This is a genomic window from Bacillus sp. X1(2014) (genome assembly GCF_007678255.1).
Genome location: NZ_VEED01000021.1, coordinates 73,816 through 90,030, shown reverse-complemented (window position 1 = coordinate 90,030; position 16,215 = coordinate 73,816). Strand labels below are relative to the sequence as shown.

Annotated in this window: 13 protein-coding genes and 2 pseudogenes; 13 read left to right on the top strand and 2 right to left on the bottom strand. The window is 40.3% G+C overall.

What is annotated here, in order from left to right:
* Window positions 1-226 precede the first annotated feature (226 nt).
* Together FS608_RS25565 and FS608_RS25560 are read left to right on the top strand one after the other, a co-directional pair.
* Window positions 227-721 (top strand): Ig-like domain-containing protein, encoded by a 495-nt coding sequence (locus tag FS608_RS25565; RefSeq protein WP_144555387.1) that lies wholly within the window; start codon window positions 227-229, stop codon window positions 719-721.
* Window positions 722-835: 114 nt separating this feature from the next.
* Window positions 836-1,855: a DUF418 domain-containing protein gene (locus FS608_RS25560; RefSeq protein ID WP_144555386.1), complete on the top strand. Its 1,020-nt coding sequence runs from the start codon at window positions 836-838 to the stop codon at window positions 1,853-1,855.
* Window positions 1,856-1,944: 89 nt separating this feature from the next.
* Here FS608_RS25560 and FS608_RS25555 read toward each other — a convergent pair whose 3' ends face one another.
* Window positions 1,945-2,427, bottom strand: a complete 483-nt coding sequence (locus FS608_RS25555) for a hypothetical protein (RefSeq protein WP_260871822.1) — start codon at window positions 2,425-2,427, stop codon at window positions 1,945-1,947.
* Window positions 2,428-2,707: 280 nt separating this feature from the next.
* On the opposite strand from FS608_RS25555, the gene FS608_RS25550 reads away from it, so the two are divergent.
* The 6 genes and pseudogenes from FS608_RS25550 to FS608_RS25525 all read left to right on the top strand — a co-directional run bounded on the left by FS608_RS25550 (window position 2,708) and on the right by FS608_RS25525 (window position 8,819).
* The gene (locus FS608_RS25550; RefSeq protein WP_144555385.1) at window positions 2,708-3,658 is read left to right on the top strand and encodes an ABC transporter permease; all 951 of its coding nucleotides are present in this window, start codon (window positions 2,708-2,710) and stop codon (window positions 3,656-3,658) included.
* Window positions 3,651-4,601 (top strand): iron chelate uptake ABC transporter family permease subunit, encoded by a 951-nt coding sequence (locus FS608_RS25545; protein WP_144555384.1) that lies wholly within the window; start codon window positions 3,651-3,653, stop codon window positions 4,599-4,601. Before FS608_RS25550 ends, FS608_RS25545 begins: the two co-directional genes overlap by 8 nt.
* Window positions 4,598-5,358: pseudogene (locus FS608_RS25540) on the top strand (iron ABC transporter ATP-binding protein). The gene FS608_RS25545 and the pseudogene FS608_RS25540 overlap by 4 nt, the downstream one beginning before the upstream one ends.
* Before the next feature lie 18 nt (window positions 5,359-5,376).
* Window positions 5,377-6,324, top strand: a complete 948-nt coding sequence (locus FS608_RS25535) for a siderophore ABC transporter substrate-binding protein (protein WP_144555382.1) — start codon at window positions 5,377-5,379, stop codon at window positions 6,322-6,324.
* A 104-nt stretch (window positions 6,325-6,428) separates the two neighbouring features.
* Window positions 6,429-7,073, top strand: a pseudogene (locus FS608_RS25530) (M28 family peptidase); the annotation flags it as partial.
* A gap of 285 nt (window positions 7,074-7,358) precedes the next feature.
* The gene (locus tag FS608_RS25525; RefSeq protein ID WP_144555380.1) at window positions 7,359-8,819 is read left to right on the top strand and encodes a PAS domain-containing sensor histidine kinase; all 1,461 of its coding nucleotides are present in this window, start codon (window positions 7,359-7,361) and stop codon (window positions 8,817-8,819) included.
* 57 nt (window positions 8,820-8,876) lie between these two features.
* Here the strand turns inward: FS608_RS25525 and FS608_RS25520 are convergent, their stop codons facing one another.
* Complete coding sequence (locus FS608_RS25520) at window positions 8,877-9,413, bottom strand: ribonuclease H-like YkuK family protein (protein WP_144555379.1); 537 nt, start codon at window positions 9,411-9,413, stop codon at window positions 8,877-8,879.
* A 316-nt stretch (window positions 9,414-9,729) separates the two neighbouring features.
* Between FS608_RS25520 and FS608_RS30570 the strand changes: the two genes are divergently transcribed.
* From FS608_RS30570 to FS608_RS25500, 5 genes are all read left to right on the top strand, one after another.
* Window positions 9,730-9,894 carry a hypothetical protein gene (locus FS608_RS30570; protein ID WP_186328895.1) on the top strand — a complete coding sequence of 55 codons (165 nt, stop codon included), beginning with the start codon at window positions 9,730-9,732 and terminating at the stop codon, window positions 9,892-9,894.
* 151 nt (window positions 9,895-10,045) lie between these two features.
* Window positions 10,046-12,097, top strand: a complete 2,052-nt coding sequence (locus FS608_RS25515; protein ID WP_186328894.1) for a sensor histidine kinase — start codon at window positions 10,046-10,048, stop codon at window positions 12,095-12,097.
* A 9-nt stretch (window positions 12,098-12,106) separates the two neighbouring features.
* The gene (locus FS608_RS25510) at window positions 12,107-12,751 is read left to right on the top strand and encodes a response regulator (protein WP_144555377.1); all 645 of its coding nucleotides are present in this window, start codon (window positions 12,107-12,109) and stop codon (window positions 12,749-12,751) included.
* A gap of 26 nt (window positions 12,752-12,777) precedes the next feature.
* Window positions 12,778-13,479: a hypothetical protein gene (locus FS608_RS25505; RefSeq protein ID WP_144555376.1), complete on the top strand. Its 702-nt coding sequence runs from the start codon at window positions 12,778-12,780 to the stop codon at window positions 13,477-13,479.
* Window positions 13,480-13,749: 270 nt separating this feature from the next.
* Window positions 13,750-16,131 (top strand): M14 family zinc carboxypeptidase, encoded by a 2,382-nt coding sequence (locus tag FS608_RS25500; protein ID WP_144555375.1) that lies wholly within the window; start codon window positions 13,750-13,752, stop codon window positions 16,129-16,131.
* Window positions 16,132-16,215: the final 84 nt, after the last annotated feature.

Here is a 16,215-nt window from a genome sequence, read left to right as displayed (position 1 = left end):
TTCGTCGCTGATAACATTGTTGACAAAAGGAATTAATTTGACCCCTTTTTCTTTTTACACAATTATACGGACTTAATTTCGAAACGAGCTCCATTCTGCATTTAACCGAAAAAACTCCACTTATTTTACTTTGCTGGTTACTCGATTAAGGACAAGACATCTTAATTAAAAAGGAGTGAGTCCCGAGAGAACCTCATTTTGATTCATTACGGTGAGTTTTATATAAATGGCATATATCAGGACTTGTTTTTTTCCTAAAGCAAGCCCGTTCTCTAAAAAATATGCAGAAGTGGGCTCAAAAGTAACGGTTAAGAAGGGAGCCGCTATACTTGGAGTGGCAACAGCCGACAGATTTGGAAAGTTTACGATAACATTAAAGACATTACAAAAGGCGAAGACGGTGTTAGCTGTTACAGCTGCAGATAAAGCGAATAATGTAAGTAAAGCGGCATATGTCACCGTGAAAGATAGAACAGCCCCGAGTGTTCCGAAAGTGAAAAGTGTGACGAAGCGATCCACCTCGGTAACTGGAAAGGCAGAACCTTCATCCAAAGTCTATGTTAAATTAGGCAGCAAAGTCATTGGCTCAGCAACCACTGATAAGAAGGGAAATTTTAAAGTGAAAATCAAGAAACAAAGAGCTGGAAAAACCATATATGTTTATGCAAAAGATCCAGCCGGAAATACTAGTAAATCAGCTAAACTGAAAGTAAAGAAATAAGGCTAACATGCGAAAAAGTGTAAAGCTGACACATTGTTTTGTGTCAGCTTTTTTGTTTGGTTTCAATAGGTGAAAGGGGGATAAACGAGTATAATGATGGTGGAGTTGATATAGATGAATTCGAATAAAGTCAACGCGCGGATTGACGCACTTGATTATTTACGAGGTTTTGCCCTCATGGGAATTATTTTGGTTAATATTATTCCATTATTGTCAGTGGGATTACCGCTTTCCAGTACCAGCGATGCAACGTATTGGAGGATTTTATACTTATTTGTAGAAGGGCGCTTTTATACGATCTTTACATTTTTGTTTGGTGTGGGGTTTTACCTATTTATCTCGAGATCAATGGCGAAGGGGAAAAATGGGTATGTGTTATTTTTACGGAGGATTCTTGTGTTGTTTATATTTGGGTCTGTCCATGTACAATTCCATCCAGGGGAAGCATTAATGATTTACTCCGTTTGCGGTCTGATTATCTTACCATTTTATAGAGTGAACAAGGTTGTGAATCTTGTTTTTGGACTGGGCATGTTGCTCGTCATAAGTTTGTTTGCTGAAAAAATATTTATGGTAGTCCCGTTGATGATGTTAGGAATCGCCGCCGGGCAGTTTCAATTATTTGAACGAATGACAAATCAGTGGATAGTAACAACTGTTTTTACAGGGGTTATGTTTGTTTTAAGTGTAGCAGGTATTATTTATCAGGATCAGTATGCCACGTTTGCATTTGGTTCAGGTGATGAGTTTCAGAAAACACAGCGATTCTTACGGATCGGAATCATGATTGGTCCGATTGTCTCTGCTTTTTATGTGGGGATGCTGCTTGTGCTTCTGAATTTTCCCATCATCCGGCGGATTCTCTCGCCCTTAAAAAGCTACGGAAGGATGGCACTGACCAACTATGTTTCACAAACAGCACTAATCCTGCTCGCCGGAAACGTTTTAGATTTATTCAATCAATTGACGTATATCCAATCTCTTTACCTGTGTGTTGCGATTTATGTCATCCAGCTTATTTTTAGTACACTCTGGCTTCGGTTCTTTAGATTCGGGCCATTGGAATGGGTTTGGCGTCTGTTAACTTATTTCGAATTCCCCCCAATGCGAAAAAGCTATCTTCATGATAGTTGACCCGAAAAGAATAGGTCAGTTCTCTAGTGCTAAATAAAAGCTAAAGGACTGACCTTATTTTTGTTTATGGTTTATGTCAGAGAAGATGGTTATTTTTCAATTTCTACATCATGTTCCTTTGCCAGTTTATTCAATTTGGTTTGATAATCTCGAAGATGTTTTCGTGCATCCGCCAACATTTCGTTGGCTTTTTGAATCAAGTCTGCATCCTGTTCCTCTATCGCCTGTTTAATGATAGCAAAGGCGTTAAATTGTATTTCTGCCCCTTCAACATATATTTCGTGAATTTCTCTTACCTCATCAGTTTCAATCTTTACAGAATCTAGTTCTTTAATAAATTCGCTGTAATTGGGAATGACATCACGATTTAAGACATCGTACATGGTCTGGTCATCCTGATAGTTTGTACCCGAGACTCCTTCATAGGCCGAAACGGCGGTTCCTTCTAATTTCGCAGCTTCCTTCATTTCTTTATTTACATAATTAAGTAAATCATCTTGAACAGGGTCACTGGAGCATCCAGACAATAAAATCATTATGGGTAAGAATATAGCCAATAGCCATCTTTTCACTACATTCACCTCCTAATGCCCAATTTATGAGGTCCAGGAAGTCCAATATGAGTATGGAACGGATAATTTTATTATTCAGTAGGTGTGTAGTTTTGAAAATTAAAATCTGGGACAAATGTATGATATTGGAATTGTAATTGAAAGAAGTTCTCAATTAGTGTTGACTTCAAATTTCTGAATGTTATAATCAACTTTATAAGCTGATGATAATGATTTTCATTATCATTATTATTATTATCATCGAGAGATCGCTAGAATGATAGAAATGATGGGGACAATTATGAAGAAACGATATTTACTGTTAGCGTTAATATTCTTATCGGCAACCTCGTTATTTTTAGGTGTTAGCAGTCTTTCGCCACTAGACTTGCTAGACTTCCAAACAGAGGAAACGCAAATTTTCTTGGTGAGCAGGGTACCGAGACTCGTTGCAATTCTACTCGCGGGGGCAGGGATGAGTATCGCTGGATTGATTATGCAGCAACTGAGCCGGAACAAATTTGTTTCTCCGACAACCGCTGGAACCTTGGATGCCACCCGACTTGGAATCCTTGTCTCCATGTTGGTATTTGCCAATGCAACCATGCTTGAAAAAATGGTTGTAGCCTTTGTGTTTGCGCTTGGGGGAACCTTTTTATTTATGCAGATTCTTGACCGAATCAAGTTTAAGGATGCTATTTACATACCGCTGATTGGCTTAATGTTTGGTAATATTTTGTCTTCGGTTACCACTTTTTTTGCTTACCGAGCAGACGTCATTCAAAATATGTCGGCTTGGCTCCAAGGGGATTTTTCAATGATTATGAAAGGTCGTTATGAACTCCTCTACATAAGTATCCCAATTTTAGTCATTGCCTATTTTTATGCCAACCGCTTTACCGTGGCAGGAATGGGTGAGGATTTTTCGAAAAATCTAGGTCTTGCCTATCGAAGTGTGGTAAATATCGGGTTGATACTCGTTGCCCTAATTACGGCATCCGTTGTCCTGACCGTCGGAATTATCCCATTTCTCGGCTTAATTATTCCGAATATTATCTCTATTTTTAAAGGCGACCATCTACAAAAAACGTTGCCGCATACAGCATTTCTAGGGGCTATTTTCCTATTGGTTTGTGATATTTTAGGCCGGGTGCTCATTTATCCATATGAGATTTCAATCAGTCTTATGGTTGGTGTGATCGGCAGCGGAACGTTTTTATATTTGCTATTTCGGAGGAAGGCCTATGCGTAATCCGTTGAAAATGGCCTGTCTCGTATTGCTTGCGGCGGGATGCTGTGCCGTATACCTGATTCATGATTTAAATGGAAGCTTTGATTATGCGTTGCCAAGGCGGGTAACAAAGGTACTTGCCATGGTGCTGACGGGCTTTACCATCGCATATGCCACGGTGGTTTTTCAAACGATTACACATAACCGGATTTTAACGCCAAGCATTATGGGATTAGATGCCCTTTATCTTTTATTACAGACGGTGATTATTTTTTTCCTAGGTTCTTCCCATCTAATTGTCACCAATAAACAGATAAACTTTTTACTTTCGGTTGCAGTGATGATTGTGTTTGCTCTTTTCTTATATCGGTTCTTGTTTAAAAAGGGCGGTCAATCCATCTACTTTTTATTATTGATTGGAATTATTGTTGGGACATTCTTTTCGAGTATCTCGACGTTTTTACAAGTTCTGATTGATCCAAATGAGTTTCTGATTGTTCAAGACCGGATGTTTGCTAGTTTCAATAATATCAATTCAGATCTAGTGTGGATGGCGATTGTTATCGTATTGCTTGTGCTGATTTATGCATGGCGGTATATAAAGTATCTCGATGTTTTATCACTAGGGCGGGAGATGGCGATTAATCTAGGAGTTCCATATGATTCAATTGTGAAGCAAATGCTTGTCATTGTTGCTATCTTTATTTCAATCTCAACAGCACTAGTAGGACCGATAACATTTTTTGGATTAATAGTTGCCAACCTGTCCTATCAATTTTTTCATACTTACAAACACAAGACTTTGATAAGCGGTGCGGTTCTCATGAGTATCATTGCACTTGTCGGGGGACAGTGGTTTGTTGAACGGGTCTTTACTTTTTCGACAACGTTAAGTGTCATTATCAACTTTATCGGCGGTGTCTATTTCATCTATTTACTGCTAAAGGGGAGGAAAACTGCATGATAACAGTGAGATCATTGTCAAAGTTTTACGGAAAAAACCTGTGGTAGAAGATGTTACGATCAATATTCAACCTGGAAAAATAACATCGTTTATAGGCCCAAACGGCGCAGGGAAATCCACACTACTGTCGATGGTCAGCCGTTTGCTCGATGCCGATACAGGTGAAGTGCTGATTGATCAATCAGATGTTCGCCGGATGAAATCGAATGATTTTGCCAAGCGGGTTTCAATTTTAAAGCAGTCGAATTATATGAATGTCCGCCTCACAATCCGAGAACTTGTTTCCTTTGGGAGATTCCCATATTCAAAAGGGCGGTTAACGCAGGACGATGAACGGATTGTCGACCAATCGCTCGAGTATATGCATTTAATTGAAATTCAGGATAGATTTTTAGATGAATTATCCGGTGGGCAGCGCCAGCGTGCCTTTATTGCGATGGTGATCGCGCAAGATACAGAGTATATTCTCCTTGATGAACCGTTAAATAATTTGGATATGAAGCACTCTGTTCAGATTATGAAAATCTTACGGAGATTGGTCGATGAGCTGGGCAAAACTGTCGTTATTGTTCTCCATGATATCAACTTTGCATCGGTCTATTCTGACCGGATTGTTGCCATGAAGGATGGAAAGGTCGTGAAGGATGGGCCGACCGAGGAGATTATTCAGTCAAAGGCGTTGAGTGAGATTTATGATATGGAAATTCCGATTCAGGAAATGAATGATTGCAGAATCTGTGTTTATTTTAAATCATAAAAAAGGGGAGTTTTAAAGATGAAAAAATGGAGTTTATTTACGCTAGTTTTTGCCATGATTCTTGTGTTAGCCGCGTGTGGTTCAAAGGAAAAGGGGCAAACTGAAACGGCATCTGCCAACAATGAAACAGCAGAGAAAATGACGATTAAGCATCAATATGGCGAGGCTGAGGTGAAGAAGAACCCGGAAAAGGTAGTCGTTTTTGATTTTGGTGTCCTAGATACCCTAGATGAGTTAGGTATTAATGTCACAGGGGTACCACAAACAGCGGTTCCATCCTATTTGAAAAAATATGCGGATAAGAAATATACGAATGTCGGAAGTTTAAAAGAGCCGGACTTTGAAGCCATTCACGAGCTGCAGCCAGATGTGATCTTTATCTCAACACGCCAAGCCGAATTATATGATCAGTTTGCTGAGATTGCACCAACTGTCTTTATTGGCATTGATTATGCAAAATACATGGAATCCTTTGAGAAAAACATGAAGCTGGTTGGTGAACTGTTTGGTAAAGAAGACAAGGTAGCGAGCGAACTAAAAGATATTAATGCTAGTATTGAAAAGTTAAATCAACAAGCTTCGGCTTCTAATAAGAAAGGTCTCATTCTTTTAGCGAATGAAGGCAAAGTCAGTGCTTACGGACCAAGCTCCCGTTTCGGCGTAGTCCATGATGTCTTTGGATTTGGAGCAGCCGATAAAGGCATCGAGGTGTCCACGCATGGACAGAGTATTACATTTGAATACATTATGGAGAAAAATCCTGACGTATTGTTTGTGATCGACCGTGCTACGGCAGTCGGTGGAGAAATTGGTGCAAAGGAAATCATTGAAAATGAATTAGTTAAAAAAACAACGGCCTTTAAGAACAATAAGATTGTCTACCTTGATGCAGACACCTGGTACCTAAGTGGCGGTGGCTTAAAATCTGTTAAATCAATGGCTAAAGAAATTGAAAGTGCATTATAATAGTTTAAAAAAAAGGTAAATAAATGTAAGCACGCAGTTTGATAGAAATATCTGTCTAAACTGCGTGCTTTTTCTTTGAGCCGAAAAATAACAAAGATACCGGCCAAATCGTTACAGTCGGTGCCCATCATGATTCTGTTCATGGGGGACCAGGGGCAAACGATGATGCTTCAGGGGTATCTGCCGTTCTAGAATTAGCGAGGATTTTTGCAAAAGCGCCAATTGATACGGAAGTTCGTTTCTTAACCTTTGGTTCAGAGGAAAGAGGTTTAGTAGGATCATCTTTTTATGCTTCCAAGCTTCCGCAAAGTGACGTGGACCGTATGGTTGCCCACTTCCAAATGGATATGATCGGCGGCCGGGATGCCGGAGCGGATCATCCAGCGGGCGGCTTAATTATGTATACCATTGACGGTAAGAAGAACCTAGTTACCGATTTAGGAGCTGCAGCAGGAGTAAGGACGATGAATGTAGCTATTCCTTATGGACAATTAGGGCGAAGTGACCACCAGCCGTTCCATGAATTGGGAATTCCATCCGCACTGTTTATCCACTCACCGGTAGAGCCGTGGTATCATCAGCCAACGGATACATTAGATAAAATCAGCAAGGAAAAGCTGCAGCAGGCTGCGGAGATTGTAGGTGCATCCGTTTATCAAATTGCCCGTCCGGAAACGCCAGCATTAGAAAAGGCACGTGTTGCAGCAGGATCCGTTGACTACAATTTTGAGGACCGCCCAGTCGATTAATCAACCCCCAAACAGCCCTTCATAAAAAGCGAGAGACACGCTTGGCCGCTTCCCAGTGGTCCAAGCGTTTTTTTGTGTATCAACACCTACCCGCGGTTGTCCGTGTATGGAGGACAGAATGAACAATAGTCTCCTTCTGTGGTACCTGACACCGCAGTTTACACCATACTTGACACCTAACTAATACCATACTGATATCCCACTTGTAAAATTCTTCTTTTCTTTATCGAAAAACTCTGTAAAATGGAGATTAAGAGTATAATTGATGTGTTTGGAGAGATCTCTATGTCAAAGTTTTTCCCGATTTTTACGAATGAGAAGGATTATGTAGTTTATAATCCAGATGATTTAATCGACTTATTTTTAGACTGTACAGCGGACGGGATTTGTATGGTTGATATGGAGAATCGGTTTATTCGAGTGAACCAAATGTATACAAGAATATTTGGTTATACAGAGGACGATGTAATAGGTAGAAGAATTGATGAATTTCCTAATCCGGACATAGTGAATGAAACGATAGAACTAGTTAAACGTGGTGAAGCATTTTCCGATATGGTAACTCAACAATACCATAAAGACGGGTCCATTCTTGATATTGCAGTTTCGTATTCGCCTTTTCGAAATCGTTGTGGGGAGATTATTGCCGTCCTGGCAATCTTTCGGGATATTACGGAGCATATTAATATTGAAAGAGAACTAAAAAGAACACGCGAACTGTACAAGTTAATTACAGAAAATGCCAACGATATGATCAAGGTGTATTCAAAGGATGGTAAGATTGTCTATGCTTCACCCTCACATGAGGCCGGGATTGGGTATACCCCCGACCAATTAATAGGTAAAACTGTCTATGATCTTATCTTACCAGAGGAAATTGCCCATATTAAAGAGGTTTGTCAAAGGTTAATAGAAACAGAGGAACCTCAACTGCTTCAAACGCAGGTCAAAACGGGTGGGAATGAAGTAATCTATTCGGAGACCACTATTTCTCCCATCTTTAATGAACAAGGTGAGATTGATTCCTATGTCACAGTTGGCAGAAATATCACAGACCGGATTAAAAATGATGATGCACTCCGAAATTTAGACCGGCTTTCAATTATCGGTCAATTAGCTGCCGGGGTTGCTCATGAGATACGAAACCCTTTAACCTCATTAAAAGGTTTTTCAAAGCTTTTGAAAGACACGAACAACAAAAAAAAGCAAGATGAATATTTATCAATCATCATGAACGAACTAGATCGGATTGATATCATCGTCAATGAATTTATGTCGTTGGCAAAGCCACAGGCGATTCAATTTGAACAAGAAAGCTTACATACAATCTTAGAAAGTACGGTTAATATTTTACATCCACAGGCATTGTTGCATAATGTACAGATTAAAAATCATTATCGAAAAAATGATATCATTTTAAATTGCAATCCTAATCAATTGAAACAGGTTTTTGTTAATTTTTTAAAAAATGCAATTGAATCGATGCCATTTGGCGGGAATGTCAATATTGATGTCCATAGGATGGAAGGCAATTATGTGCAGATACTTATTTCAGATGAAGGGATGGGAATTGACACCGAGTTGATGCGCTATTTGGGAACACCCTTCTATACGACGAAGGACAAAGGAATTGGACTCGGTCTAACCGTCAGCAATAAAATTATCCAGGAACACAACGGCATCATGAACATTGATAGTAAAATGGGCAAGGGCACAACCGTTAAAGTTGAATTGGAATGTGTTTAAATTTGGAGAATAAAAAAGGGTGTCAGGCACCACGGTGTTTCGTGATGTCTGATACCCTTATTTGGTGTATCGATTTGCATAGCTGGAAGCAACAAAGGCGTTTGGTTTGATTTTTGGTTCAACGCCCATAGATTCAATTCTGGTAACCATTTCTTTCACAAACTCACTCGTCTTGTTCCGCTTTCCTGCACCAATATCAATATGCCCCTCCATGGTGAAGGTTGCTCCTTGATAGATATAGGGAAGGACAATGTTAATTAACTCATTTTTCCTTTCTTCGGTGAACATAGAAACAATTTCTTCCGTTAATGATAGTTCAAGAGATATCCGCTCATGCAAGTGCGTCATTTTCCTAGGAATGACCACCTTCCTTATGCATGCCCATACGCCTTTTCCCTTATTCTGAATGACAAGCCCGGTAATAAAAACAGTCGTAGATTTATGGACTTGAGAATCTGTGCCGACCATTAATTTATAGTTTCCATTTGGATCTAGCTTCATAAATGATACGATTCGTTCAAATACTTGCTCGAATGACATTCCATTTTCTTGGAGATTTTGAAACAAATCTTGATAACCTCCGCTTTTTTTCATATTGAAGCACCACATCTTTCCTTTCCAACTGAAAAAGTTTAGTCTTGCCTCTTATTCCTATCTTATGGAAAGAGTTATATAGTCGTGCAGCCATTGAAATAAATGATCTTCTTAGAAATGTATGTAGAAAGGTGCGCAAAAATGCCAGATGGCTGCCTAAGGTGTCAGGCACCGCTCGTGGACAAATGCCTCACTTGTACGAAAACGAAAAATTCGATCAGCTTTTTTTCTAAAAACAATTATATGCCTAACAATATTTGTGCCAGTCCATCATTAGATAAAGAAAAGAATCTAATATGAATAGGGATGGATGGAGATGGCAAAGAGAAACCGGGGGAAAACAATCAGCTACCTGCCTTCAAATGGGCGCGGAACCTGCCCGATATGTGAAAGAACAAGAATCAAACTTCTATACCCACATCAAACAGAAACAAACGAAACCATCAAAGTTTGCAAAAACTGCCGGGATAAAAAGTATTAACAAACTAAAGGTGTCAGGCACCACTCGTGGACATTTGTCTTTTTCGGGGGCCTGACATCTTTTCTTTTTCGATGGGAAGGTCTTTAGGGCTTAATGTTGAAATAATATAAAATAGCTGGTTAGAGCAAGTCATTGATAATGAGGAATGTCTATGAGGAAGAATTTTCAGTGGTTATTTTATTTGTTTTCACATGGGGCTTGGTGGTATATAACGGTTATTTCGGTATCCCTTTTTCTCTATTCCGAGACTCATGTATATGACTGGCTGCTAAGGGGGTGCGAAGGTAAAGGCTGTACGGACCTTTTCCTGCTGTCCTTAAGGGAGGCAGAAGGATTACAATCCTATGGAATTTCAATGTCCTTTTACAGTGGAATCCTTGTGGTTCTTTTACTTATCCAATTCTTATCCTTTTTTTCGGCAGGCTGCCTCCTTTATGTCTATGGGTTGAGGGATCGAATTTGTTTGTTTACGTCGATGATGCTCATTGCAACTGGAACGCTGATGAGCATAAGCAATCCGCTTATCTTACAGGCACCACATTTACAAAGCCTTTTTAAAGTGGAAAGTTTTGTAGGTGAATTATATTTATTCTTTTTCTTTCTATTCCCTGATGGAAGGTTTCGACCAAGATGGTTGTTGGTCCCTGCGTTTATCGGATTAGGAGGAAATATTGGAAGCTATTTTTTTGCTGGATCAATCATTGATCCATTATCGTGGCCTATGGCCGCTCGAACTGGTACATGGATTACCCTGCATCTCCTGGTTATTCTTTCGCAAATCTATCGCTATCGACATGCCGAAACGAGGCAATTGAAGAGGCAAATTCGATGGTTCGCTGTTAGTATGAGCGGTTTTATCCTCTCTGTATTGGCGCTTCTTTTATCCACCAATTTCAGCGAGAATGGACTAGTAAAACTGGGTATGTGGTTTGTTTATTACTTGGCCCTTTTGTGCATGCCATTTTCAATTGGAATTGCGATACTGGAGCAGCGGCAACGTCATCTATCCACGTTATTTAGCCGGACCATTGTCTATTCCTTCGTTACCATAGTCATTATGGGCGTATATGTGCTGATTATCGGATCTCTGGGCATCCTATTTAACTATCAAAACAATATCTTTATTTCTCTTTTAGCAACCGGGGTGGTGGCCGTACTTTTTCAACCTTTACGGGAAAAAGTACAGCTTTCAGTCAATCGTTTAGTATACGGGGAGCGTGATGACCCATATAAAATCTTATCCTCGCTAACTAAACGCTTAGAGTCAACGATGTCGAATTCATCGGTCCTTCCAACAATTGTCGAGGAAGTGGCAAAAGCACTCAAACTTCCATTTGCAGCCATTGATATAAAAATGGAGGGACAATTTCAACGAATCGCTTCGTTCGGTCAAGAAATTCAAATGAAGTCAGAATTTCCACTAACAATGCAACAGGAATGTGTCGGCATTCTCACCGTTGGTGCTCGCTCGTTACAGGAGACCCTTCCTCCAGAGAAAGTCTATTTGCTAAATGATTTAATCAGGCAGGTAACATTGGCAGTGCAAACTGTTCGAATATCAAGGGAACTGCAACATTCACGTATCAAACTTGTCAGTTTAAGAGAAGAGGAACGACAAAGACTGCGAAGGGATTTGCATGATGGGCTAGGTGCAAGCCTAGCTAGTATCTCACTAAAAATCGATACATTAGTTTTTCAAAATGAAGTGGGGCAAACGGTGAAAAATAGATTACTTGAATTACAAGATAACCTTAGGACTGCAATCGGAAATATTCGTCAATTGGTCTATAACTTACGGCCGCCTGCCTTAGATGAATTAGGATTTATTTTTGCAATGGATGAACTTAGTAGACAATATGAAGACAGTTCGGTAAAAGTATTTATTGAGGCGGATAATATAGATTTCCAGCTTCACGCGGCCATTGAAGTCGCGGCCTATCGGATTACTCAGGAAGCAATTACGAATGTGGTTAAGCATTCAAAGGGATCCATTTGTAAAATCACGCTAAAAACAGATGATACACATTTAATAATTCTAATAGAAGACAATGGAATCGGATTACCCGAGAACCGAAAGAGAGGGATTGGTTTACATTCGATGAGAGAGCGTGCCGAAGAAGTCGGTGGTGAATTTCTTATTCAAAATAAGCCGGATACTGGAACGACGGTCAAAGCCCGATTGCCATTGTGGATGGAGGGATAATAAAGACGGATGCGAATTTTAATTGTAGAGGATCATCCGATGTTTCGGGATGGATTATTAAAAATGTTAGAAACGGTGGATGAATTTGAGGTAGTGGGTGAGGCCGCATCTGGGGAGGAAGCAGTCGAGTTGGCCGAACGGCTTACACCTAACATCATTCTAATGGATATCAATCTACCGAAGATAAGTGGTATTGAAGCAACAAAAAGAATTGTAACGAAAACACCGGATATTGGTATCCTCGTTTTAACAATGTATGATGATGACAGCTCGGTGTTTGCAGCGATGAGAGCAGGTGCAAGGGGCTATTTATTAAAAGAGGCGAATCGGAATGAGATTGTTAGAGCAATCCAAGCAGTAAGTGAAGGAGAAGCGATCTTTAGCCCAGCTATTGCTAGGAGAATGATGTTTTATTTTGAAGCGAAGATGAAAGTATCAAGGGTAGATGTCTTCCCGCAGTTGACTGATCGAGAACGAGAAGTCCTTGACCATATCGCTAAAGGGAAAAATAATGCCGAGATTGCAAGCAATCTAGGATTAAACCAAAAAACTGTCCGTAATCATGTTTCCAATATCCTAAGTAAATTGCAAGCGAGTGATCGTGCCCAAGCAATTATTATGGCGAGAGAAGCAGGGCTTGGGAAAGACAGATAATAATTTTTTATGGAACCCAATTTTTAATGGGGTTCTTTTTTTGGGCAAAAACTTCCCGATTACTCGGGACGGTGGTCACAAGACGCCGGGACATCGGGCTTGTTAAAGTTAAGTTAATAAATCGAAGGGAAGTTGATATCATGACTTTTAATCAAGTTGTTCGTCTGTTGGCTGTATTTAGTATCATCGGAGGTTTTTTCCGTGCACTGATGTGTCCGCTAGCTCTAGTCTGGGGGATGAATAGTCCTCAAGAATTAACCGCAGGTGTCCTTGGAACCATATTTATGGGATTAGGGATTTTTGGATTGTATTTAACGAATCAAAAAGAGTTTGGCAAACTGGGCTTTACTGCATTTATTTTATATGCCATTGGAAGCTTTATCCTAATGGGGATGGTGTTTTCTACTTTAGTTTTTGCAACGTATGATCCAAAGGTATTGCAGATGGATATGCCGCCACTTCCTATCATGGTTGCCGGTCCATTCATGATGGTGACCGTGATGCTTTCGATGATATTACTAGGAATCGCTGCTTTAAGGTCAAAGGTATTTTCAAAAGTTCCAGCTATACTTCTAATAACGGGTCCAATTCTTAACTTTATCCCAATTGTGACCGACTACTCCGTACTTGCCTGGGGCATTCCGTTTATGTGGTTTGGCATTGAGGTCCTAAAAAAGGTCAGAGGAAACGCTACTACAATAGTAGAAACGTTAGACACAAATTTATAATGAGATAACAAAGGCACCCTAATCATTAGAGGTGCCTTTGTGTGCCTTAAACTGGCATGTCGAGTACGCGTGAGATGGACAAATTTGCCGTGAGTGTCTTTTTGCGGTGCCTGACACCAAAATATGTCTTTTTGCCCGTATTTGGTAATGATTGGGTTTTCTGTTTGGTATATTGGTAGGATGGAATTATTTCAGTTTTCGTAATAAAATTAGTCTCACATAATAAAAATACACAGAAACTAATAATAATACATAGGCGGAGGGTTACAAATGAAGAAGAAGAAAACAGTTGCTGGCCTATTGGCAGTAGGGTTGCTAACGTCAACTCCATGGACAGTAGGATTTGCTGAGGGACCAAAGTGGACAAACGTGAATGTATACGAAGAACAGGATGGGAGCAAGTTTAATAGTGAAAACTACGATTTTGTGAAATTCTCTCAAATCGGTGCAAAGTTAAATGCCATACAAAAACAGTCTAATAGAGTAAAAGTGGAGGTTCGCGGAACTTCAGCGGATGGCCATCCACTTTATGTTGTAACCATTGCAGATCCTACTACGCAAGGGGAGTTTGGGAAAATTCAATCCCTAAGAAAACAAATGTTTAAAAACCCTGGTAAGGCGCAAGATTGGATTGCCAATAATCCGGACTTTAAAGTTCCAATCATGATCAACGGTTCTATTCATGGAACAGAATTCGTTGGTTCTGATGCACTTCTTCAGCTTATCGAACGCTTTGCAACACAGAATGACCAGGAGACCAAAAATATTTTGGAAAATAATATCCTTATTTTCAATGTCGTTCAAAATCCTGATGGACGTGTGAATGCCACTCGTTTTAATGGAGAGGGTATTGACTTGAATCGTGACTTTATTACCCAATCACAGCCAGAAACAAAAGAAACAGTTGAACTAATTAAAGAGTGGAACCCGATGGTATTCCTTGATACTCACGGATACGTGAAAAATTATGCAGTGAACCGCCAAGGTTTAATTGAGCCATGTACGCCGCCTCATAACCCTAACTATGAGTACGACCTTTATAATAAGTGGGCTTACAAACAAGCGGAAGCAATGGAAGCATCAATAATGAAAGATAAGGCTAATTTCACAGGAAGCCTGTATCAAAGCATGGTAGGTGCTTACGTTCCACAGCGTGATGATGCTGCTGGCTGGGATGACTACCCGCCAATCTTTACTCCAATGTACGCGATGTACCACGGGGCTTACGGCCATACACTAGAGGCACCAACCAATGATTTAGATGGTGTGCGTTGGCAGTATAATGCCATTTTAGGGGCACTGAAATTTGCTACAGAAAATAAACAAGACATGATCGCAGACCAAATCGAAGTGTTTAAACGAGGGATTAATTTTAATCATCCAACCCATGAAGATGGTTTCTTCCCGAAAGCCTATATCCTGCCAGTTGACGAGAAGGACCCAACTGTAACGAATAAGGCCGTTAATCACTTAATCAATAATGATATTGATGTGGTTCAAGCGTCGAAAGCCTTTACTGTAGACGGAAAAACCTATGCAAAAGGAACCTATCTTGTTCAAATGGACCAAGCAAAGGCTGGCTTAGCTAACACGATGCTTTGGGATGGGGAAGACATTTCTGATGATACTCCAGCTATGTATGATATTTCTGCATGGAGCCTGCCAGAGCTATGGGGATTTGAAGCTGTCCCTACACAAACTTCGGTTGCAGTTACCACTACGAAGGTAAATCAAATTATCGAGCAAGGCTCTGTCTCAGGTAAGGGGCCATTCCTGATTCCAAACAGCTCGGTTAAAGCTGTTAATCTAGCAAATACATTGTTACAACAAGGTATTCTTGTAAAGCGTGATGCCAAGGGGAATTTCTACACAGAAGCAGCGGCGAATCAAATTTCAGCAGCAGTAAAAGCTTCAGGATTACAGGTTGCATCGACAGCAAAGGTGCCAGCAGATGCAGTGGAGATTACCAACTTAAAGGTAGCCATTCTGAAGGATGGCGGTATGGGAAAAGTCCAGTCCCACAGCGGAACGAAGCTTGCATTGAAGCGACTTGGGTTTAAAGTGACAGAACTAACGCCAGTGGAAGTCGCTGAACAAGGGCTGCGCGGATTCGATGCATTTGTATATAGTGGAACAGAAAACCTTATTTCTACTAAACTATCAACGGCAAACCGAGAATTTGGCTTCCAAAATGCTGGTCAGTTTGACTTGTTTAAGGCGAATGTTACTGAATTTGTAGACCAGGGCGGAAAATATATTGCTGTTGGTGCAGGTGCATCAAAAGCAACAAACACTCTTGGACTTACCGACGATGTAATTAATTCTGCTGGATCGAATAGCAATGGAATCGTGAAGGTTAACTATGAAGGAACCGGTCTAACTGCAGGTTATGACCAGAAGGACCTTGGTTTTGTTTATCGCCCGGTCTGGTATACAGGTACTGATAATGATAAAGTTGTTGCAAGTCTAGCAACCTCTGATGATTTCTTTATGGCAGGGCATTGGATTGATAAAAAAGCCGATGCTAAAGGACAGGCTGTAATCGTAAAAGAGCGGGATAAGGATGTAACCCTAATTGGATTGGAAGCAGGCTTCCGTGATCACACAGATTACCTCTTCCGCCTCTTATCCAATGCTATTTTTGAAAAATAAAAATGAAGTGCAGGCCTGGTTCAGTGAAATGAATCAGGCCTTTTGTGTACTAATCCTAAAACAAATAAAAGGAGCTGACCCGTA